Below are 21,648 nucleotides of genomic sequence, written 5' to 3' on the forward strand. Positions count from 1 at the left end.
GAGTACGCATACTTGCAGCTAACCGCTTGCAGCTTGCCGCTCTTTCAGACCAAGGAATAAGCATGCTGATTATCCCCGCTATCGATCTCAAGGACGGCGCTTGCGTGCGTCTGCGTCAGGGCCGGATGGAAGATTCCACGGTGTTCTCCGATGACCCGGTGGCCATGGCCGCCAAGTGGGTCGAGGGTGGCTGCCGCCGTCTGCATCTGGTCGATCTGAACGGTGCGTTCGAAGGTCAGCCGGTCAACGGTGATGTGGTCACGGCCATCGCCCGACGCTACCCGAACCTGCCGATCCAGATCGGCGGCGGCATCCGTTCGCTGGAAACCATCGAGCATTACGTCAAGGCGGGCGTGAGCTACGTCATCATCGGCACCAAGGCCGTCAAGGAGCCAGAATTCGTGGCTGAAGCCTGCCGTGCGTTCCCCGGCAAGGTGATTGTCGGTCTGGATGCCAAAGACGGTTTCGTCGCCACCGACGGCTGGGCTGAGGTCAGCTCGGTGCAGGTCATCGATCTGGCCAAGCGTTTCGAAGCCGATGGCGTGTCGGCCATTGTCTACACCGACATCGCCAAAGACGGCATGATGCAGGGCTGCAACATCCCGTTCACCGCGGCGTTGGCGGCTGCCACGCGGATCCCGGTGATCGCTTCGGGTGGCATCCATAACCTGGGCGACATCCAGGCGCTGCTGAATGCGAAGGCTCCGGGCATCATCGGCGCAATCACCGGCCGTGCGATTTACGAAGGCACGCTGGATGTGGCCGAAGCTCAGGCGCTCTGCGACCGCGAACAACGCTGAACAGCTGGAGATTGACCCTGTGGCCCTAGCCAAACGCATCATCCCTTGCCTGGACGTCGACAACGGTCGAGTGGTCAAGGGCGTCAAGTTCGAGAACATCCGCGACGCAGGCGATCCGGTTGAAATCGCTCGTCGTTACGATGAGCAGGGTGCCGACGAAATCACCTTCCTCGACATCACCGCCAGTGTCGATGGCCGTGACACCACGCTGCATACCGTCGAGCGTATGGCCAGTCAGGTGTTCATCCCGCTGACCGTTGGCGGCGGCGTGCGTACCGTGCAGGACATCCGCAACCTGCTCAATGCCGGTGCCGACAAGGTCTCGATCAACACGGCCGCGGTGTTCAACCCCGAGTTCGTCGGTGAAGCCGCCGCGCGTTTCGGGTCGCAGTGCATCGTGGTCGCTATCGACGCCAAGAAGGTCTCCGGTCCGGGCGAAACCCCGCGCTGGGAAATTTTCACCCACGGCGGGCGCAAACCCACCGGGCTGGACGCGGTGCTCTGGGCGAAAAAGATGGAAGACCTGGGCGCTGGCGAGATCCTGCTGACCAGCATGGACCAGGACGGCATGAAGAACGGCTTCGACCTGGGCGTCACGCGCGCCATCAGCGATGCGCTGGGTATTCCGGTGATTGCTTCGGGTGGCGTCGGCAACCTCGAGCACCTGGCTGCCGGTGTCATCGAAGGCCACGCCAGCGCTGTGCTGGCGGCGAGTATCTTCCACTTTGGCGAATACACGGTCCCCGAGGCCAAGGCCTACATGGCCAGCCGCGGGATTGTCGTGCGCTAAGCCACTGCGCATGAAAGCGGGCGCCGCTTGTTTCATGCCAAGGGTTTGAAACAGCCGGCGCTCGCTTTGTTTCAGCCCTGTGGCATTCGACTATTGCCTGTAAGCGACATCGCCGGACAGCGTGCTAGACAGTGCGCCGGGTTCACGGCACTCTGCATGCGTCGTTCACGATCGAGTGCCGGAACATGTTCAAACGCCTACTGCTTGCACTGATCGGGATCGGTGTCTTGTCGAGTGAAGGTGTCCGGGCCAGCGAGTCGACGCCTTATTCCATGGTGTTGCTGACCGAGAACTTCCCGCCGTTCAATATGGCGGTCGACGGCAAGAATTTCGCCCAGGAAAACAACATTGACGGTATCGCCGCCGAGGTGGTGCGCGAGATGTTCAAGCGCGCCAATATCGGCTACAGCATGACGCTGCGTTTTCCGTGGGACCGGGTCTACAAACTGGCCCTGGAAAAGCCCGGTTACGGCGTGTTTTCCACGACCCGCCTGCCCGAACGGGAAAACCTCTTCAAATGGGTCGGCCCGGTAGGTTCCTACGACTGGATCATGTTGGCGCGGGGCGACAGCCCGATCACCTTGACGTCGCTGGAGCAGGCCAGGGATTACCGTATCGGTGCCTACAAGGGCGATGCGATTGGCGAGCGTCTTAAAACCATGGGCTTGAACCCGATTCTGATGTTGCGTGACCGCGACAACGTGAAAAAGCTCGCCAACGGCCAGATCGACCTGTGGGCAGTAGGCGATCCGGTGGGCCGCTATCTGGCAAAACTGGAAGGCGTCACGGGCCTCAAGACGGCGCTGCGCTTCAACAGCGCCGAACTCTACCTGGCAGTCAACAAGAGCACGCCTGACGAGGTCGTCAGACGCTTGCAAAAGGCCCTCGATCAGATGCGCGCCGAAGGCTGGGTCGATGCCGCCAAGGCGCGCTATCAGTAACCACTCAACCTGCTGCGGGCGACGGGATGATGTCTTCGCGCAAGGCGGATGGCTGACCGTTGATGTCGTGGGCGTAAGTGCAGATCTTCAACGGCAACGACTGCGCGCGTAATACCAGATTGCGAAATTGCGGCTTGAAACCTTCAGGGGCGGAGCAGTCGGTGGTGTCCGGCTTGCCCATTTTGACCGTGTAGTAGTCGATCAGCCGGTGCTCGTGCGACCAGACGACCGATGTCGCGCCAGATCGGTTTTTGCCGATCTCCATTTGCGGTGCCGGAGTGGGGCCTGCCGGTTGCAGCTCTATGCCAAGCGTCAGGGCATTGCGCATCAGACCGATGCTTGGGCGTTGCTCGGCCGAAGACACGCCGACCATGCACAGCCAGTTGATGCCTATCTGTTTGTCCACAGGGTCATCGATGGCCGCGTCCTGTGAGCTGATGGTATGGCTGTAACCCACCGGGTCTTCGCACTGCATGGCCGAATCGACCTTCTTGTAGCGATACAAGGGCGTGTCGACCATGAAGCGCAAGTCCCAGGATGGATAGACATTCCTGCCCTCGGCATCCAGTTGCACCCTGGCATGCTGTGCGGGCTGCCGGCCCAGCGTTTCGAAATCGACCGAGAAGGCTGGGAACAGATCGCAGACTGCCGGATCCGTACTCAGCGTGCCGCTGACAAAACACTTCTTCAACAGCGTGACCGGGTTGCCATAGTTGCTGTCGGCGACCATGGGCGGAAAGCCGGGTATTTCATCACTGAGGTCTTCGATCGGGTTATCCGACGAGGCCTGGTTGGTGAGGTTCATGACCGCATAGAGCTCGCCGTTGTCACGGGTCAGCAGCGGACTGCCGGACGCGCCCGTACCGACATCCCGGCATTGATTGCGTACGGTGTGACGCCAGACCCAAGGCTGCTCCATGATCACCTCCGACGTCTGGTGAACACAGGCCGCCATGCGCAGATGTCCGGAATCCTTGTCGAGCGGTGCGCCCACCCACAAGATATCGCGACCCTGTTCGGGCATCTCGCTGGCGAGCCTGATCGGCTGAATACCGTCGTTGACGAGCGTTTCAAGCGTGGGCTGCAGCTCGACGATCGCCAGGTCGACACCCTGCATGCTGCTCCAGCGGACGCGCTTCAATGGATAGCTGCGCGCTTTGCTGTCGGTGAAGAAATTGAACTGCACGCTGCCTTCGACTTCGCCATCGGTGATGATCACGCCATTCTGGCGATTGATACAGTGGCCGCTGGTGAGTACGTAGGCGGGCGCGTCAGACGGGCTGTCGACGCTTCGGCTATCGATCAGCGTCGCCGTGCAGTTGGACCCTGACCTGCTGTTGATACGGCCAATGCCGTTCCAGTGGTCGCGCGAGCCGTCGGCGTTGAGCAGGGCTGTCGAAGGTGAGAGAGCTATCAGCCCTTCGCCCAGGTCTGCAGGTGTGGCGTGGATGGAAAAAGGCAGCAGTGCGGCGACGCAGCACGCCCCCGTCATCATGGTCGGTTTCATCATCAATCCCTGATAAATGTGTCTGGGCCCCCATCATGGGAACACCTTCCTTTAAGCCGGAATTGACACGTTTATCAAGGCTGAGACGGTGGTGGACACGGAAAGCAGATTTGGCTTACGTCTGATCTTGAACCTGCCGACGCAATCCGGGCGTATTCATGTACCTACCTCTGCCAAGCCGAGCTGATCCATGACAGTCAAACCTGATTCAAGTAAGGCCTGATGGCAGCCAGCCGCTGTGACGGGTAAGGAAATCCAAGGGCGTTCACGGCAATCCATACGTCGGTATCCGTGAGTTTGAGTAAGCCCCAATCGGCAAAAAACTCGGTCAGGTTACGTTTGGCGGCGATAGACGCAGTCAGTACGAAGTATTTAAGACCCAGGGCCTCGCCTGGATGTTCTCTGATGTAACGATGCCAGTCTGGCAGGAAGTTCTCGCCTAATCCCTTGCGAAGCTGTTCAAACATCGCCAAAGGGTCGGATTCAGGCGCCCCGTAGATTTTTTCAGTGCGTGGTAACGCCAGCCAATTCACGGTGCCAGGCCACCGCTCTGGAAATACATAGGTGTATTCGTTGATGTAGTGTCGTCCTACAGCAAGGGCATACAGATTGACGGTGACTTCGCGAAATGGGCCGTATGAGTTGTAAGAGGTTTGATAATGGTGTCCATACTCATGCAGCGTGACCCATCGCTCAGCGGCCAGCCCGCCGAGCAGAGCCTCGTTATACTCGCCGATATGTTCCATGTAAGGCAGACCAACTATGCCTGTGGTTGCGTAGGGACTAAAGGTTGATCGACTTTCCACCGCATAGAGCAAAAGATCCGACCTTTTGTGAACAGTAGCCGAACCATTCAGCCCGCTGAGCTCTGCTTCCAGCCGCATGACCTCTTCATGAGAATGCACTATGGCGCTGGGGTCGACATTGGAAAACTTGAGTGCCGTGCTCAGTAATGCCGCAATGACCATATGTGTTCCCGCCAGCTCGACTTCAGGCGCATTGGTGAGGAGGAGCATGCTGCGCCACTGGGTTTGAGTGGTAACCCCATTGACGTAGTAGGGCATCGGAATGGCTCCGGGCCCGAAAGTAACCCGCGCTGCGCCCGACCTGGGGCCGGCCAGCTTGCGGATATGAATGGCACCGCCCAACGGGTCTCGAATAGTGTTGACTACTCGGTTCAGAGGCGTTGCCCGCATGTTCTCGGACTGCTCTGAGGGGTTGTTGCGGTCAGCCATGCCTTGTGTACCGACCAGCAAGGTCAGATTATCGACGTTGCCCCATGCCCGCACCTCGATCTCTTGTCCTGCTGGCGCATAGTAGCCGGTCGGCTGATAGTCGGCCTTGCGAAGTAGCCAGGACCTCTCGGTCTGCTCGGCTGCAGCGTCCTGCATTGGTCGAATAAGCAAAGAGCGCGGCTGAGGGAATTCGAGCGTTGAATCCAGTGCGTAAGAGCAAATGTTTTTATCATGGCCGCATATTCGGACACGCAGGGTATCGGCGGTGTGCAGATAAGCAGACGGTACGGCCGGGTTGGAAAAGACCCCGCCGCTGACGATACCGATGCCTTTCCATTCTGAATCGGAAAATGCTTCTACCAGCCCCGACTGCATAGTGGTGGAGCCGCTGACTGACAGGCTGCCGTCGTTGTTCTTGTGCGATGACAGGCGGGTCAGTATCGGACGGACTCGAAACGTGGTGTCAGAGCCTGGAAAGCCGGCGACACGCAGGCGAATGTGGTCAGGGTCTACGAGATAACTTGCAGGCACATCCGGATTGAGTATGCCCATGGCAACCGAGCCGATCGAGGCCCAGGTGCCATCGGCTCTAAGCGCCTCTACCGTCGCCCCGTTTGCGCCGTAGACCATGACGATGACCTCGACGCGATCATCTGAAACTGCCGTTATGTCGACTGCAACAATTGAAACGGCTTGAGTTGCCTGCGGTTCGGAATCCTCTATGGAGGTGCCGCAGATGAAGCCCTGCATCGCCCCCGCACCCGTGACGGTTGAAGTGAAATCGCTCATGAAATGGTTACCCGTTGTTGCCCGGGCGCTTCATGCCCGAGAGAGAAATAGTGGGCAGGTACGAGGTGGGCGGTGAGGGCCACTATGCTCGTGCCTGTGATCTTCTCGTACAACAGCGGGAGTGGTGGATAGCGTCAGACGAGATCTGCTATCGGATGTCCATACTGCCCGAACCGAGTAAACGCAGTGTGGGCTTGTCCTTGCTTGGAAGGTACTGACAGAACTGACAGGGCGGTGCAGTGGTCTGCTGCGTCAGCGATAAATCCCGTTCTTGCCATGCGCCGCACTCGCCTGATTGCCGCGTTCGCCGATCATGCTGCGCAGGTCGATCCATTCGACGCCTTGTGCCTTGAGGTTGGGCAGTTCGCGTTCCAGTACGTCCAGCGTGACGGGGTAGGGGTGGCCGATAACCACGGCCGAGCCATATTTGCGGGCGATTTTTATCGCGGTCTGCAATTGGCGGGTGATGGCTTCTGCGGTGCGTTCGTCGTCCAGGAACACGTCGCGCGAGACGCTGGCCAGACCGATACGCTGCGCCTCGGCGGCTGCCACGGTTTTCGCGCTGGTGCGGCTGTCGACGAAAAACAGATGACGGCGCTGTAGCTCGGCCATCAGCCAGGTCATGGCGACCGGCTCGGCGGTCATCCGGCTGCCCATGTGGTTGTTGATACCGGCTGCATACGGCACTTTCAGCAGGGCAGCATTGAGACGGCTTTCCAGCTCAGGCAGTGGCAGTTCGGGGTGCCAGGCGTAAGGACCGGTCGCGGGGTCCATGGGCATGTGCAGCATGACCGTTTTGCCTGCGCGATGCGCTTGGCGGGCAAACTCGGTGGCATGCGGAGTATCAGGCATGATCGCCAGGGTGACCGGGCCGGGAAGCGCCAGTGTGCGGCTGTCGCGATCCTGGTTCTGGCCGAGGTCGTCGATGATCAGGCTCAGGTAAGCCTTGGGCGGTTTGCCGCTGTTCTCGGCTGGCGCTGCATGAGCAGCGCCAGTGATCGAGAGGGTCAGCAGTAGCAGAGCCAGAAAGCGCATCCGTCAGTTGCCGCGGGTAATACTCAGCCCCTTGAGCAGGCTGAGCGCCTGGCTGAGCTGGAAGTCGTCATCCTGCGGACGCGCCTTGGCGGCTGCGCCACTCTTGACGGTCGGTTTGTCCGCGCCGCCGTTGCCATTGCCCAGGTGACCCAGCAGGTCGGCTTCCTTGTAGTTCTCGCCGTCCGCTTCGTTGGTGACCTTGGCCCGACGTACCACGATGTCCGGGTTGATGCCCTGGGCCTGGATCGAGCGGCCGTTCGGCGTGTAGTACAAGGCGGTGGTGATCTTCAGGGCGCGATCGTTGTTCAGCGGCAGAACGGTCTGCACCGAGCCTTTGCCGAAGGTGTCAGTGCCCATCAGGATGCCGCGTTTCTGGTCTTGCAGGGCGCCGGCAACGATTTCCGATGCCGAGGCGCTGCCGCCGTTGATCAGTACTACCAGTGGCACGCCTTCGCTGGCGTCTGCCGGGTCTGCCGAGAAGCGCAGTTCGGAGTTGGCGATGCGGCCTTTGGTGTAGACGATCAGGCCTTTGGTGAGGAAGTGATCCGCCACCTGCACCGCCGATTGCAGCACGCCGCCCGGGTTGTTGCGCAGGTCGAGAATCAGGCCGCTCATCTTCTTGCCGTTGTCCTTGCGGAATTTGGCCAGCGCCTTGCCGACTTCGTCACCGGTCTTGACCTGAAACTGGGTGATGCGGATGTAGCCGTAGCCATTTTCCAGCATCTGCGCCTTGACGCTCTTGACCTGAATGGTTGCCCGCGCCAGGGTCACGTCAAACGGCGTGCCGCCATCGCGGACCAGTGTCAGGGTAATCTTTTCGCCGATCTTGCCGCGCATCTTGTCGACCGCTTCCTGCATGTTCTGGCCCTGGGTCGGCGTACCGTTGATCTTCACGATCAGGTCGCCTGCCTCGATGCCAGCCTTGGAAGCCGGTGTGTCGTCGATGGGCGAAACCACCTTGACGAAACCGTCCTCGACGCCGACTTCGATGCCCAGCCCACCGAACTCGCCGCTGGTGCTTTCCTGCAGCTCCTGGAAATCTTCCGGGCCGAGGTAGGCAGAGTGCGGATCAAGGTTGCTGAGCATGCCTTTGATGGCGTTCTCCAGCAGGGTCTTGTCGTCGACCGGCTCCACGTAGGCCGCCTTGACCCGGTCCATGACCTCGGCAAAGGTGCGCAACTCGTCGAGCGGCAGCGGTGGCTTTGCGGTGGCATTGGTTTTGGCGGGCGAGACTGCTGCAGGCGTGGCTGGCGCGGTCTTTTCGGCAGCTTGCGCCAGAGGCGCGCCGATAACGATGGCAATTGCCAGGGCCAGCGAGGTGAGGCGGGACAAATGCAGCATGTCTAACGAACTCCTACAGATATTGACGCCGACTTATCCTTGAGTGCGGCACCATTGGGCCGGATCGCTGGGGCGACCCTGCTGACGAATAGCAAAGTACAACGCTGCCGTGTCCTGACCGCCACTATTGCCGACCGTGGAAATCGCTTCACCGGCTTTTACAATGTCACCTGCCGACTTGAGCAGGCTCTGGTTGTGCCCGTAAAGGGTCAGATAACCGTTGCCATGGTCGAGAATGACCAGAAGCCCGGCACCGCGCAACCAGTCGGCGAACACCACTCGTCCGCCATGCACGGCACGTACCTGGCTTCCGGCTGCGGCGCTGATCATGACGCCGTCCCATTTGGTCCGTTCGTCATCACCGCGGGCTTCACCGAAACGCGCAAGCAGTCGACCATCGATAGGCCATGGAAGTTTTCCCTTGGCCTGTGCAAAAGGTCCGCCATAGGAAACACCGGCACTGGAAACGACTGCGCCGGGGGCTTTGACCGGGCGACGCGGTGCCGGTTCATCATCGCTTTTGCTACTGCTGTTGCTGCTGTTATTGCGGGCGACGGCTTCAGCTTCGCGCTGACGCTTTTCTTCTGCCTCGCGGGCGGCAACCAGCGCCTTCTGGCGAGCTTCTTCGGCTTCACGTGCCTGGCGGGCCAGGGTTTCTTCGATGGTCTTGAGGACTTTGGCCAGATCGGCCTGATCCTGCTGACGGGCCTGCATTTTCTGATCGCGGGCCTTGTAGTCCTGATTCAGCTTGGCCAGCGCCTGCTGGCGTTCCTGACGAACCTTGGCCAGTTCTTCGCTCTGGCTGTCCAGGTTGCTCTTCTGCACCAGCAGTTGGGCCTGCTGCAGGTCGATGTCTTTTTCGACATTGGCCAGCTGGCGCAGGGTTTCATTGAAATTGCGTAGCTGCTCCAGACGCGCCTGGCTCAGGTAATCGTAATACGTGAGGGTTCGGGCGAACTTCTCGGGGTGTTGCTGGTTGAGCAGCAGCTTGAGGTACTCCTGGCGGCCACTCTGATAGGCGGCGCGGGCCTGGATGGCAATCAGGCGTTGCTGTTCAACACGGGCGCTGTTCAGTTTCTTTTTTTCACTGTCGAGCTTTTGCAGCTCGGTTTCGGTCTTTTTTAGTTCCTTTTGCAGGACCTCGACCTGCTTTTCCAACTTGCCCATTTCGGTTTCAGTGGTGCGCAGGTCCTTCTGGACACCTGCACGTTCTTCCTGAAGCTTGCCCAGGACTTTTTGCAGCTCCGCCACATCCTGACGCGCAGCATCTATCTGTTTTTGGGTTTGCACACGCTCGTCTTCGGCAAACGCCGGATTGAGCAGGCAGATCAAAGCAAGGGCAATCAAGGCGCGAAGCATGTGGGTGGGCGATACCGAGGAATTGTGAGAAAAAATGTCAGGCCTAGTATGCCCGCCATGCGCTGCAAAAAAAACGCCTCGCAGCCACTGCTTTGAGGCCTGAAACATAAAAAACCGGCCTTGCCTGATGGCTAAAGGCCGGTTTTAACCAGGTTACTCGGTCACGAGGATCGAGTGACCGGTCATTTCCTGCGGTTTCTCCATGCCCAGCAGATGCAGCATGGTCGGCGCGACATCGGCCAGAACCCCGCCCTGGCGAACTTTCAGCTGACGTTTGCCGACATAAACGAACGGCACCGGCTCGGAGGTATGCGCGGTATGCGCTTGCCCGGTGTGGTCGTCAGTCATCTGCTCGACGTTGCCGTGGTCAGCGGTGATCAGCGCCTCACCGCCGACTTTCTCCAGCGCCTCGGTGATGCGCCCGACACACACGTCCAGGCATTCCACAGCCTTGATCGCGGCTTCCATGATGCCGCTGTGGCCAACCATGTCGCCGTTGGCGTAGTTGACGACGATCACGTCATAACGCTGATGTTCGATGGCATCGACAATCTTGTCGGTCACTTCCGGTGCGCTCATTTCCGGCTGTAGGTCGTAGGTGGCGACTTTCGGCGACGGGATCAGAATGCGCTCTTCACCCGGGAACGGTTCTTCACGTCCGCCGGAGAAGAAAAAGGTGACGTGGGCGTATTTCTCGGTTTCGGCAATGCGCAGCTGGGTCTTGCCGTTGTCCGCCAGGTACTCGCCCAGCACGTTTTTCAGGCTGCCCGCAGCAAAAGCGGACGGCGCAGGGATGCTGGCCGCGTACTGGGTCAGCATCACGTAGTTGACCTTCGGCTGACGGGCGCGCTCGAAGTCCTTGAAATCGTCTTCGACGAACACACGGGTCAGTTCACGGGCGCGGTCGGCGCGGAAGTTCATGAACACCACCGCATCGCCATCTTCCACGCGGGCAGCTTCGCCAATGCGGGTGGCTTTGACGAACTCGTCGTTCTCGTCGCGCGCGTAGGCGGCTTCGAGCCCGGCAACGGCGCTGTCTGCGTGGAAATCAGCGCTGCTGTCGACGATCAGGTTATAGGCGGAGGAAACCCGGTCCCAGCGGTTGTCACGGTCCATGGCGAAGTAACGGCCGACGATCGTGGCGGTGCGGCCCTTGCCCAGGCGGGCGAAGGTTGCGTCCATCAGCTCAAGGGATTTCTTCGCGCTGCGCGGTGGCGTGTCGCGGCCATCAAGGAAGGCGTGCAGGTAGATTTTTTCTGCACCGCGTTTGACCGCCAGTTCAGCCATGGCAACCAGATGGTCCTGGTGGCTGTGCACGCCGCCATCGGAGAGCAGGCCCATGATGTGCACGGCCTTGCCGGCGCTGACAGCTTTATCCACAGCGGCGCAGATGGTCGGGTTCTCGAAGAACTCGCCATCGCGAATCGCTTTGGTCACTCGAGTGAAGTCCTGATACACCACGCGCCCGGCACCCAGGTTCATGTGCCCGACCTCGGAGTTGCCCATCTGCCCGTCCGGCAGACCGACGTCCATGCCCGACCCGGAAATCAGGCCATTGGGCATGGTTTGGTAGAGACGATCCATGACGGGCATCTTCGCGGCCAGAATGGCATTGCCCTTGTGGCTTTCGCTGTGTCCGAAGCCATCCAGGATGATAAGAACCAGAGGTTTTGGCGTGGCAGTCATAGAACCCACTCGATGCTGATTGGATAAAGAGATGAACAAAGTACAAGGGAACGGCATTTTAAGGACAAGTTCAAACGGCGTCACTGCCGTACGGACTTTGGCCGACCTTGGCTGCTGTGTATACTGGCCGACATTTTAACGCCCTGGAACCTACTGATGGTTGCTCACCTGCTTGAATTCGCCACTAACCACTATTTGATCACCGGTGCCTTCGTCATTCTGCTGGGACTGCTGATTGCTTACGAAATGAGCAAGGGCGGCGCCAGCCTGAGCACTCGCGAGCTGACCGCGCTGGTCAACAGCGATCAGGGCGTGGTCATCGACGTGCGCTCGAAAAAGGATTACACCGCAGGGCACATCGTCGGCTCGCTGAATTTTCCGCAGGACAAGGTACTGACCCGTACCGCCGAACTGGAGAAATACAAGGACAAGACGTTGATCATAGTCGATGCAATGGGGCAGCATGCTGGCACCACCGCCCGCGAGCTGCTCAAGTCCGGCTTCAAGGCGGCCAAGCTGTCCGGCGGTATTTCCAGCTGGCGCGGCGATAACCTTCCTCTGGTGAAGTGAACATGGCTCAAGTCATCGTCTATTCCAGCGACTACTGCCCGTATTGCATACGTGCCAAACAGCTTCTGCAGAGCAAGAGCGTGGCCTTCGAGGAAATCCGGGTCGACGGCAAGCCGCAGCTGCGTGCCGAAATGACCAAGAAGGCCGGTCGTACTTCCGTACCGCAAATCTGGATCGGCTCGACCCACGTGGGCGGCTGCGATGACCTGTTTGCTCTGGAGCGTGCCGGCAAGCTCGATGCGCTGCTGGCCTGATACCCCTTAATCTTTCAGCCTAATCTGACAAGGATCCGAGATGACCGATCAACCGAACAACGACGCCGTTGCCAACGAAGAAAACGGCCCACAATTCTCCCTGCAGCGTATCTACGTTCGCGACCTGTCGTTCGAAGCGCCAAAAAGCCCGGCGATCTTTCGCCAGGAGTGGACGCCGACCGTCAGCCTGGACCTCAACACCCGTCAGAAGCAGCTGGAAGGCGATTTCTACGAAGTCGTACTGACCCTGTCCGTGACCGTCAACAATGGCGACGAAGTTGCCTTTATCGTTGAAGTGCAACAGGCCGGTATCTTCCTGATCAAGGGCCTGGACGACGGCGCAATGAGCCACACCCTCGGCGCATTCTGCCCGAACATCCTGTTCCCTTACGCTCGCGAAGCCATCGACAACCTGGTCGTACGTGGCTCGTTCCCTGCGCTGATGCTGGCTCCAGTGAACTTCGACGCCCTGTACGCGCAAGAGCTGCAGCGCATGCAGGAAGCTGGCGAAACGCCGACTGTTCAGTAAGCGTTACCGCTGCAAACAAAAAGCGCCTTTCGGGGCGCTTTTTTGTGCATGGCCGCTCGGTCTAGGCAAACCCGTGCTGACGCCATGCTTCATAGACAGCCACGGCCACGGTGTTGGACAGGTTCAAGCTGCGGCAGCCTTCACGCATGGGCAGTCGCAGGCGATGCTCGCTGCTCAGCGAGTCGAGAATATCGGCGGGCAGGCCACGGCTTTCCGGACCGAACAGAAAGGCATCGCCTGGCTCAAAGCTCGCATCATGAAAAGGCCGAGAGCCTTTGGTGGTGAAGGCGAACAATCTCGGGTTGCCTATCTTCTCCAGACAGCTTGCCAGGTCAGCATGTGTCTGCAGCGTGGCATACTCGTGATAATCGAGCCCGGCACGGCGCAGGCGTTTGTCGTCCAGCTCGAAACCCAAGGGTTCGATCAAATGCAGGGTGCAGCCACTGTTGGCGCATAGCCTGATGACATTGCCGGTATTCGGCGGAATTTCTGGTTGAAAAAGGATGACGTGAAACATGCACGGCTCCGAACGAAAGGACGGGATGCATTCTACCCTTGAAGAGGACCCGAGACCGAAGCTATGGCCGCGTGTTCTTGGTTCCATGGCGATTGTCGGGTTTACCGTGGGCACCATTATCGGCCGCCTGCAGCAGCCTGACCCGGTCGAGCTGGAACAGATCGAAGAATTGCCTGCCGGTCTGGCGCTCTGGTTCAACGAAGAACCGAAGTATCGGGGTGCGACAGTCGATGGTGCAGTGGTACTCAACGTCGATGCTTCAGGACAGCCGTGGACGGGCCAACTGAGGTTCGACAATCGGGTTGCGCGCTGGAAGGTGGAACGAGGAGAGAAGGGGTTGGTGCTGACGCTCCTGGCAGCCCGTCCACTTCATGGCGACTGGCGCACTGAGAAGGTGGACGGGCGCTGGAGACTGGAGGTCAGTCTCCGGAAGGAATAAAAGAGGGGAATCCCCGGCCTGCCTGTACCAAGGTCCCCAAAACTGGTGATGTAATACCTATTGCAGGGGGCGTGCCAGTTTTCAAATCGTCTCAGAAAAAGCGTGTCCGCGTGTGAAACGGATCCTCTCTGTGTGATGCCATGCTTTATTCGTGCAGCGCATAACTCTTTGAATTATAAATATTTATACATGTTCTTCGTGTGCCGAAGGTGATTTGGCTATAGCGCGGAGCCGTAGTGCTGCGTCGCTCATCCCTCATAACGCAGTACATGTTCCAGCTTTCCGTTTTTCAGGAGCGCACTCAATTTGCGCACCACGGGGGTGCAGAAACCCATACTGATGCACTCATTCATTCGAACTCGATGATGGATCGTCCCCGTCTCATGCATAAATGAGCCGTTTGCGCATTGGCCAATCGGCTGGCTGTTAAGGCGCCGGACATCAGAATTGCCTTTTTGTTCACGTGAGCTACAGTGAAGGACGGCTCTGAAGGCCGAAAATCGCTTGAAAATGGCCTCAAAAAGCAAAGTGAAAAAAATTTTTTGTGCTTGAACAGGGCGCGCCATCAAAGTGATGACAACTGTCACATTTACTGACTAATCTCTCCGAAGTTCCCGTAATACAAGGCTTTCGCCAGTTTTGCATCAGCGCTCTACTGGCGGAGATCGAGACCGGTGAAGGTGCATTTTTCCGGTCGGGCGCACGAAAATGAAAGATCTGACGAACGGTACCAAAATAAATTTTGGGAAATGGGTAGTTAGGTCGATACACTCCGTGACGTCTTTGCTGACACGAGTTGTGACATATGACTGGATGTTCTCAAGATTCCAGCAATGGTTTCTTCAGCGCATAAAAAGCATTGCACCGACGTGTTGCCATCGACAAAAGCGGTCTAGTCAAAAGTCAGGGCGAACAGAATCCATTGATCTCGGATCGGGACTGTCGCCTATCGCTAATCCGTGGGTCAGGGCCAAGCCCGGCACCATGGATATAAAAAATTAGATTCACGAGGAGCGTAGTAATGAAGAAGTCCACCCTGGCTTTGGCCGTCACCGTTGGTGTATTGGCTCAGCAGGCCAGCGCAGCTGGTTTCCTGGAAGACAGTAAAGCGTCCGTCAGTTCTCGTACCCTGTATTTTGACAACGATTTCCGCGAAGGCACTACCCACAACAACCGTGAGACGGCCACTGGCCTGAAATTCGACTACCTGTCGGGCTTCACTCAGGGTACTGTCGGTTTTGGTCTGGACGTCCAGGGATTGGTCGGTGTTCACCTTGATGGCGGCCGTGGCAACCACGGTCCTGCAGCGAACGGCGGCATTCTGCCTACCGACAGCGACGGTTCTGCTGTCAGCGAGTGGAGCCGTCTGGGCGCCAACGGCAAGGTACGCTTCTCGAAAACCGAGCTGAAAGTCGGTAACGCATTGGCACCTAACCTGCCAATTCTGGTCAGCAACGACGGTCGTCTTCTGCCTCAGGCTTTCCAGGGCGGCATCCTGACTTCCAAGGATCTGGACAACGTCACCTTCACTGCCGGTCAGTTGAACAAATCCATCGGCCGTGCTTCGAGCAACTGGACTGACCTGTCCATTGCCGGCGCTTCCGAGACTGCCGATCAGTTCCGCTTCGCCGGTGCTGACTGGAAAGTCACCAAAGACCTGACCCTGCAGTACTACTACGCAAATCTGGAAGACTTCTACAAGCAGCACTTCCTCGGTTTGGTACACGTTTACCAAATCGACGCCAACCAGTCCTTCAAGACTGACCTGCGTTATTTCAACAGCAGCTCCGACGGCAAAAACAGCGACGCAGCAACCGGCTACCGTTTCAACAACAACAACGGTTATGCCAAGAACGCTGGCGAAGTGGATAACTCCACTTGGTCCGCCATGTTCACCTACGCCCTGGGCGGCCATGCGTTCATGGTTGGCCATCAGCAGATTGGCGATGACGGCGGCATGGTTTTCCTGAACCAGGGCAACGTCACCAAGAACGGCACCAGCACTTCGAGTCTTGAAGGCAACGGCGGTTCGAGCTTCTACCTGTTCACTGACTCGATGATCAACGGCTTCAACCGCGCGGGTGAAAACACCACGTTCGGTCAGTACTCGTATGACTTCGCCAAGGTGGGTGTTCCAGGCCTGAAAGCAGCCATCGCTTACCTGCACGCAGACGACATTCGTGATCGCACTACCGGTAAAGAAGAATACTCCGAGTGGGAAACCGACATGCGTGTTGACTACGTGATCCAGAGCGGTCCGATGAAAGGTTTCGGCACCACCCTGCGTCACGGTACTTACCGTGCGGATGGCGACCTGAACAACTCGACCAACACCGACCAAACCCGTCTGATCTTCAACTACACCTACAACTTCATGTAAGTGTATTGAGGCTTGAAGGAACCCCGCCCCGTGCGGGGTTTCTTTTGCCTGTTTTTTGATATTTCCAAAAGGTCTATAAGGCGCATTATTTATTCTTTTTAACTTCTCTCGACAGGGCGCACAGTAGTGCTATACCAAGGCCTACCCGATACAGACAAGGAGCAACACCATGACACTGCGACTTGGCGACATCGCCCCTGATTTCGAACAGGAATCCAGTGAGGGGCGTATACGTTTTCATGAATGGCTCGGTGACAGCTGGGGTGTGTTGTTTTCTCATCCGGCTGACTTCACGCCGGTGTGCACCACAGAGCTGGGCTTCACTGCCAAATTAAAAGACGAGTTCGCCAAGCGCGGCGTGAAAGCCATTGCGCTCTCGGTGGACCCGGTCGATTCGCACATCAAGTGGATCGACGACATCAACACCACGCAAAACACCCTGGTCAACTTCCCGATTCTGGCCGATGCCGACCGCAAGGTTTCCGACCTGTACGACCTGATTCATCCCAATGCCAACGACACGCTGACTGTGCGCTCGCTGTTCGTGATCGATCCGAACAAGAAGGTACGTCTGACCATTACCTATCCGGCCAGCACCGGGCGCAACTTCCACGAAATATTGCGGGTCATCGACTCCTTGCAACTGACCGACAATTACAAAGTTGCCACGCCCGCCAACTGGGTGGACGGCGATGACGTAGTGATCGTGCCGTCGATCAAGGACGAAGCCGAGATCAAGCAGCGCTTTCCCAAGGGCTACAAAGCAGTCACGCCTTATCTGCGCCTGACACCACAGCCAAACCGCTGATTTCCGATCTACCAGGCGTGGGGTTATTCGGGCCGATTTATCGGCCCTTTTTTATTGTTCCCTGCCGCTTGCTGCGTCGCTGGATCAACCGCGGACGCAGAGCGTGGGCACGATAGTTGAGATTATCGTTCCTCACGCTTCAGCGTAGGAATGCCTGTCGTGACGCTCTGCGTCACAGGTCGCCAACGTGCAAACATGGATACTTCTCTTATATTCATTTATGGAATAACTAAATGAATAAATAAGATTTATAGATATAAAAAAGGGCTGTTAATGTCGTGCCTATTCCCACCTTGCTCGTTCCTCAGCGGTCGAGCAGGGGGCCACTCCAAATAGGTAAAGGAGCGCATATGCGCACTGTCATTTTGCGTCGAAGCCTTGTCGCGCTGTTTGCTGCTGCGGTCGCTCTTGGTGCGGTCACTCAGGCCCAGGCGGAAGATCTGCGCATCGGTTACCAGAAATACGGCACGCTGGTGCTGCTCAAGGCCAAGGGCTCGCTGGAAAAGCGTCTGGCCGAGCAGGGCGTTAAAGTCCAGTGGACCGAGTTCCCTGGTGGCCCTCAGTTGCTTGAAGGCCTGAACGTCGGTTCTATCGACTTCGGCGTCACCGGCGAAACGCCGCCGGTCTTCGCTCAGGCCGCGGGCGCGGACCTGCTGTATGTGGCCTACGAGCCGCCAGCACCGACCAGTGAAGCCATTCTGGTCCCCAAAGACTCGCCGATTACCTCGGTCAAAGACCTGAAGGGCAAGAAAGTCGTCCTCAATAAGGGCTCGAACGTCCATTACCTGCTGGTCAAGGCGCTGGAAGATGCCGGTCTGAAATACACCGATATCCAGACCGTCTTCCTGCCTCCGGCCGATGCGCGTGCCGCTTTCGAGCGCGGCAGCGTGGATGCTTGGGTCATCTGGGACCCGTACCAGGCCGCTGCTGAAAAGCAATTGCAGGCGCGGACCTTGAAAGACGGCACCGGCATTGTCGACAACCATCAGTTCTATCTCGCCACCAAGCCATACGCGCAGAAAAACCCCAAGGTGATTCAGGCGCTGGTCGAGGAGGTTCGTGCGGTGGGCGAGTGGTCCAAGGCCAACCCCGATGAAGTGACCCAACAGGTCGCGCCGTTGCTGGGGCTGCCGGCCGACATCACCCTGACCTCGGTCAAGCGTCAGGGCTACGGCGCGCAGTTCATCACCCCGCCGGTGGTGGCGGCACAGCAGAAAATCGCTGACACCTTCTACCAGCTCAAGCTGATTCCAAAGCCGCTCAGCATTGCTGATGTGATCTGGACACCTCCTGCTGCTGTTGCTCAAGCACAGTGATCGTCAGGCCCTTCGAGGAGACAACTCCATGAGCCTCAGTGCTTCGCAACGCATCGTTCACCGACTGGCGCCCTGGGCACTTCCAGTGCTGTTGTTGGCAGTCTGGCAGTTGTCAGTCAGCGCTGGCTGGTTATCCACACGCATTCTGCCCGCGCCCAGCGCAGTCATCGAGGCGGGAATAAACCTAGTCGCCAGCGGCGAAATCTGGACGCACCTGGCGATCAGCGGCTGGCGCGCCGGGATCGGTTTCGCCATTGGCGGCGGCATCGGTCTGGCGCTGGGCTTCATCACCGGCCTGAGTAAATGGGGTGAGCGTCTGCTGGACAGCTCGGTGCAGATGATCCGCAACGTGCCGCACCTGGCGCTGATCCCGCTGGTCATCCTGTGGTTCGGCATCGATGAGACCGCCAAGATATTCCTCGTTGCACTGGGCACCCTGTTCCCGATTTACCTGAACACCTACCACGGCATCCGTAACATCGATCCGGCGCTGGTAGAAATGTCCCGCAGCTATGGCCTGTCAGGTTTCAGCCTGTTTCGTCATGTGATCCTGCCGGGGGCCATGCCTTCGATTCTGGTCGGTGTGCGCTTTGCACTGGGCTTCATGTGGCTGACGCTGATCGTCGCGGAAACCATTTCCGCCAGCTCCGGCATCGGCTACCTGGCGATGAATGCGCGGGAATTTCTGCAAACCGACGTCGTGGTGCTGGCCATCGTGTTGTACGCCGTACTCGGCAAGCTGGCCGATCTGGCGGCGCGAGGCCTGGAACGTGTCTGCCTGCGCTGGCACCCGGCCTATCAAACGAGCAAAGGCGGTGCCGCATGACCAGTCTGAAACAGCAACCTCCACACTTGCTGCGTGGCATCCCGCTAGCGGTGCGCAAGCTGAAAAAAGCGTTCGGCGCCCGTGAAGTGCTCAAGGACATCGACCTGCACATTCCTGCCGGTCAGTTTGTCGCCATCGTCGGCCGCAGCGGTTGCGGCAAAAGCACCCTGTTGCGCCTGCTCGCCGGCCTAGACAAACCAACGCAGGGCCAGCTGCTTGCCGGCTCTGCGCCATTGGACGATGCCCGCGAAGATACGCGATTGATGTTTCAGGAGGCGCGCTTGCTGCCCTGGAAAAAGATCATCGACAACGTCGGCCTTGGCCTGAGCGGCGACTGGCGGACGCAGGCCCTTGAAGCGCTTGAGGCCGTCGGCCTCGCCGAGCGCGCCAATGAATGGCCTGCCGCATTGTCCGGCGGCCAGAAGCAGCGCGTTGCCCTGGCTCGCGCGCTGATTCACAAGCCGCGCCTGCTGTTGCTCGATGAGCCGTTGGGCGCGCTGGATGCCCTGACCCGGATCGAAATGCAGCAACTGATCGAAAAACTGTGGGGCCAGTATGGTTTCACGGTGCTGCTGGTCACCCACGACGTCAGCGAGGCTGTGGCCATTGCTGACCGGGTGATCCTGATCGAAGAAGGGCAGATCGGTCTCGATCTGCTGGTCGACCTGCCACGTCCGCGTGTTCGTGGTTCGCATCGCCTTGCGGCGCTGGAGGCCGAAGTGCTCAACCGCGTGCTGGCCCTGCCGGGTTCGCCGCCTGACCCGGAACCGTTTTCGCCACTGCCTACGCAATTGCGCTGGGCAAATTAACCCTGATCCCCAAAGGAAGACATGCCATGACTATCAAAGCCATCAACGTTCGCAACCAGTTCAAAGGCACCATCAAGGAAATCGTCCACGGCGACGTACTGTCGGAAATCGACGTACAGACCGCATCGGGCGTCGTGACCTCGGTCATCACCACCCGCTCGGTCAAAGAGCTGGAGCTGGTCGTCGGCAGCGAAGTCATCGCCTTCGTGAAGTCCACTGAAGTTTCCATCGCCAAGCTGTAAACGATGGGCAAAAAACACCTCGGACGGTCTTGACCCTCCGGGGTTTTTTGCTGTTTACCTAGCAGTTATGCGAGGTAGGCGACGTATCGGTTTTGCCGGATGCTGACGGTTGGCTCCATTTGAAAAAACTGCCATGACCTCTCCCGACCCGATAGTGCTGTGCACGTACCGCTACGACCCATTGGACCGGCTGGCTTCCAGCTCGCCGGTTGGGCAGACGGATGTGCAGCGCTTCTATCAAAAGAACCGCCTGGCAACCGAGATTGAGGGCGCGCTGCAGCGTACGGTCTTTCAGCATGAAGACCTGTTGTTGGCTCAGCAGCGGCATGTTGATGGCGTAGTGGACACGACGCTGCTTGCGACGGATCAGCAACGTTCTGTTCTGCGGCTTGTGGATAAGTCTGGAATTGAGCCTGTGGCGTACAGCGCCTATGGTCATCACCCGGCTGAAAGCGGGTTGACCAGCCTGCTGGGTTTTAATGGCGAGCGGCGTGATCCGGTGACCGGGCATTATCTGCTGGGGAATGGGTATCGGGCTTATAACCCGGTGTTGATGCGGTTCAACAGCCCGGACAGTTTGAGTCCGTTTGATGAAGGTGGGTTGAATGCGTATGGGTATTGTGGGGGGGATCCGGTGGGGTTTGTGGACCCGTCTGGGCAGATTACAATTGTTGCTATAAGAGCAATAAGTAAGGTTGGTTTCTTGTCTTTCAGAAAAGCCAGGATAAGATCCAAACCTATCACGAGTAAAATAAAGCAGCTCGTTTCTCAGAATGATCAAACGAGTGTTGTAACGTATACGACGGCAGGGGCCTCGAGTCCAATTAAGACAAGGCGAGGGGGTGTCCGGGAATGGTTTGCTAACAGGGATCCTACTGTCGATGCGGCGCTTAAGAATTATAAACAATCACTTGACGATGCAGGTATTACTAAGATTGATCCTGGTCTTCCGGTTTATCGCAAGGGTCAGCTGGTGACCGAGCCTTTTGAAGCGAAAATTCAATACCGTCAAGCACAGTTCGATTATGTGGCGCGTCTTGAACGTGAAGGGTCTGACCGTTTTAACCGATCGACTCTTATTAATAAGAAATCTGCGGTGAGGCGCGAGAAAAGAAACTATGCGAAATATCTACAAAATCCGGCGCGTAAGAATGAATCTGTCAGGTCATGACTTTAAAATATTTCACCCAAAGCACTGGAGAATACAACCCCAAATACGCATCAAGCACTCGCATACATTCCTCAGCGATGTGCCGTGTAATTTCGTCATGCAACTGTACTGACCGCGTATATACCCGATCCTCCATCGCCAGCGCAAATACGCCTACATCATCCGACAGGACAGGGCGCTGGATGTGGAGATCAAAGACCTTAAGCACGGTGCTTTCAAGCTCGAAGCCGAGCGTTTACCTAGCAGTTATGCGAGGTAGGCGACGTATCGGTTTTGCCGGATGCTGAAGACTGGTTCTATGTGA

General features: G+C 58.1%; 21 protein-coding genes and 1 pseudogene. 14 read left to right on the plus strand and 8 right to left on the minus strand.

Annotation, left to right across the window (positions count from 1 at the left end):
• Positions 1–62: 62 nt before the first annotated feature.
• From hisA to GE543_RS19245, 3 genes are all read left to right on the plus strand, one after another.
• Positions 63–800: a 1-(5-phosphoribosyl)-5-[(5-phosphoribosylamino)methylideneamino]imidazole-4-carboxamide isomerase gene (gene hisA, locus GE543_RS19235; RefSeq protein WP_003372206.1), complete on the plus strand. Its 738-nt coding sequence runs from the start codon at positions 63–65 to the stop codon at positions 798–800.
• 19 nt (positions 801–819) lie between these two features.
• Complete coding sequence (hisF, locus tag GE543_RS19240) at positions 820–1,590, plus strand: imidazole glycerol phosphate synthase subunit HisF (protein ID WP_002551458.1); 771 nt, start codon at positions 820–822, stop codon at positions 1,588–1,590.
• A 185-nt stretch (positions 1,591–1,775) separates the two neighbouring features.
• Complete coding sequence (locus GE543_RS19245; protein WP_003413551.1) at positions 1,776–2,531, plus strand: ABC transporter substrate-binding protein; 756 nt, start codon at positions 1,776–1,778, stop codon at positions 2,529–2,531.
• A gap of 4 nt (positions 2,532–2,535) precedes the next feature.
• Here the strand turns inward: GE543_RS19245 and GE543_RS19250 are convergent, their stop codons facing one another.
• The 6 genes from GE543_RS19250 to gpmI form a co-directional block, all read right to left on the minus strand.
• Complete coding sequence (locus GE543_RS19250; protein ID WP_046235961.1) at positions 2,536–4,038, minus strand: serine protease; 1,503 nt, start codon at positions 4,036–4,038, stop codon at positions 2,536–2,538.
• Positions 4,039–4,235: 197 nt separating this feature from the next.
• The gene (locus tag GE543_RS19255; RefSeq protein WP_153222156.1) at positions 4,236–6,062 is read right to left on the minus strand and encodes a M60 family metallopeptidase; all 1,827 of its coding nucleotides are present in this window, start codon (positions 6,060–6,062) and stop codon (positions 4,236–4,238) included.
• A gap of 252 nt (positions 6,063–6,314) precedes the next feature.
• A complete protein-coding gene (locus GE543_RS19260) occupies positions 6,315–7,097 on the minus strand; it encodes a divergent polysaccharide deacetylase family protein (protein ID WP_003413543.1) in 783 nt (260 codons plus the stop codon).
• Positions 7,098–7,100: 3 nt separating this feature from the next.
• Complete coding sequence (locus GE543_RS19265; protein ID WP_003413541.1) at positions 7,101–8,438, minus strand: S41 family peptidase; 1,338 nt, start codon at positions 8,436–8,438, stop codon at positions 7,101–7,103.
• Between the two features lie 33 nt (positions 8,439–8,471).
• Positions 8,472–9,797 (minus strand): murein hydrolase activator EnvC, encoded by a 1,326-nt coding sequence (locus GE543_RS19270; protein ID WP_044312436.1) that lies wholly within the window; start codon positions 9,795–9,797, stop codon positions 8,472–8,474.
• Positions 9,798–9,950: 153 nt separating this feature from the next.
• Positions 9,951–11,483, minus strand: a complete 1,533-nt coding sequence (gene gpmI / locus GE543_RS19275) for a 2,3-bisphosphoglycerate-independent phosphoglycerate mutase (protein ID WP_153222157.1) — start codon at positions 11,481–11,483, stop codon at positions 9,951–9,953.
• A gap of 156 nt (positions 11,484–11,639) precedes the next feature.
• Between gpmI and GE543_RS19280 the strand changes: the two genes are divergently transcribed.
• Genes GE543_RS19280 through secB form a run of 3 tightly spaced genes read left to right on the plus strand, consistent with a single transcriptional unit; the run spans position 11,640 to position 12,836 of the window.
• Complete coding sequence (locus tag GE543_RS19280) at positions 11,640–12,053, plus strand: rhodanese-like domain-containing protein (RefSeq protein WP_003318290.1); 414 nt, start codon at positions 11,640–11,642, stop codon at positions 12,051–12,053.
• Between the two features lie 2 nt (positions 12,054–12,055).
• Positions 12,056–12,307, plus strand: a complete 252-nt coding sequence (gene grxC / locus GE543_RS19285; RefSeq protein WP_002551467.1) for a glutaredoxin 3 — start codon at positions 12,056–12,058, stop codon at positions 12,305–12,307.
• A gap of 40 nt (positions 12,308–12,347) precedes the next feature.
• Positions 12,348–12,836, plus strand: coding sequence for a protein-export chaperone SecB (gene secB / locus GE543_RS19290; RefSeq protein ID WP_003372189.1), 489 nt, complete (start codon positions 12,348–12,350; stop codon positions 12,834–12,836).
• Between the two features lie 61 nt (positions 12,837–12,897).
• Here secB and trmL read toward each other — a convergent pair whose 3' ends face one another.
• Positions 12,898–13,353: a tRNA (uridine(34)/cytosine(34)/5-carboxymethylaminomethyluridine(34)-2'-O)-methyltransferase TrmL gene (gene trmL / locus GE543_RS19295; RefSeq protein WP_002551469.1), complete on the minus strand. Its 456-nt coding sequence runs from the start codon at positions 13,351–13,353 to the stop codon at positions 12,898–12,900.
• Between trmL and GE543_RS19300 the strand changes: the two genes are divergently transcribed.
• The 8 genes from GE543_RS19300 (at position 13,352) to GE543_RS27505 (ending at position 21,344) form a co-directional block, all read left to right on the plus strand.
• Positions 13,352–13,792 carry a hypothetical protein gene (locus GE543_RS19300; RefSeq protein ID WP_153222158.1) on the plus strand — a complete coding sequence of 147 codons (441 nt, stop codon included), beginning with the start codon at positions 13,352–13,354 and terminating at the stop codon, positions 13,790–13,792. The genes trmL and GE543_RS19300 overlap by 2 nt on opposite strands.
• 1,021 nt (positions 13,793–14,813) lie before the next feature.
• Entirely contained in the window at positions 14,814–16,172 is a 1,359-nt protein-coding gene (locus GE543_RS19305; protein WP_003342199.1) for an OprD family porin, read from the plus strand.
• Between the two features lie 169 nt (positions 16,173–16,341).
• Entirely contained in the window at positions 16,342–16,980 is a 639-nt protein-coding gene (locus tag GE543_RS19310) for a peroxiredoxin (RefSeq protein ID WP_003318285.1), read from the plus strand.
• A gap of 350 nt (positions 16,981–17,330) precedes the next feature.
• The gene (locus tag GE543_RS19320) at positions 17,331–18,296 is read left to right on the plus strand and encodes a sulfonate ABC transporter substrate-binding protein (protein ID WP_103689957.1); all 966 of its coding nucleotides are present in this window, start codon (positions 17,331–17,333) and stop codon (positions 18,294–18,296) included.
• A 28-nt stretch (positions 18,297–18,324) separates the two neighbouring features.
• Positions 18,325–19,122: an aliphatic sulfonate ABC transporter permease SsuC gene (gene ssuC, locus GE543_RS19325; protein ID WP_004407339.1), complete on the plus strand. Its 798-nt coding sequence runs from the start codon at positions 18,325–18,327 to the stop codon at positions 19,120–19,122.
• Positions 19,119–19,931: an aliphatic sulfonates ABC transporter ATP-binding protein gene (ssuB, locus tag GE543_RS19330; RefSeq protein ID WP_054092642.1), complete on the plus strand. Its 813-nt coding sequence runs from the start codon at positions 19,119–19,121 to the stop codon at positions 19,929–19,931. Before ssuC ends, ssuB begins: the two co-directional genes overlap by 4 nt.
• 26 nt (positions 19,932–19,957) lie before the next feature.
• Positions 19,958–20,173: a molybdopterin-binding protein gene (locus tag GE543_RS19335; protein WP_002555770.1), complete on the plus strand. Its 216-nt coding sequence runs from the start codon at positions 19,958–19,960 to the stop codon at positions 20,171–20,173.
• Positions 20,174–20,306: 133 nt separating this feature from the next.
• Positions 20,307–21,344, plus strand: coding sequence for an RHS repeat-associated core domain-containing protein (locus tag GE543_RS27505; protein ID WP_256664782.1), 1,038 nt, complete (start codon positions 20,307–20,309; stop codon positions 21,342–21,344).
• Here GE543_RS27505 and GE543_RS19345 read toward each other — a convergent pair.
• Positions 21,334–21,549 (minus strand): annotated as a pseudogene (locus GE543_RS19345) (TetR family transcriptional regulator); the annotation flags it as partial. The gene GE543_RS27505 and the pseudogene GE543_RS19345 overlap by 11 nt on opposite strands.
• Between the last annotated feature and the right edge of the window lie 99 nt (positions 21,550–21,648).

This window comes from Pseudomonas sp. SZ57, from assembly GCF_009495975.1.
GTDB classification, from domain to species: Bacteria; Pseudomonadota; Gammaproteobacteria; order Pseudomonadales; family Pseudomonadaceae; genus Aquipseudomonas; species Aquipseudomonas syringae.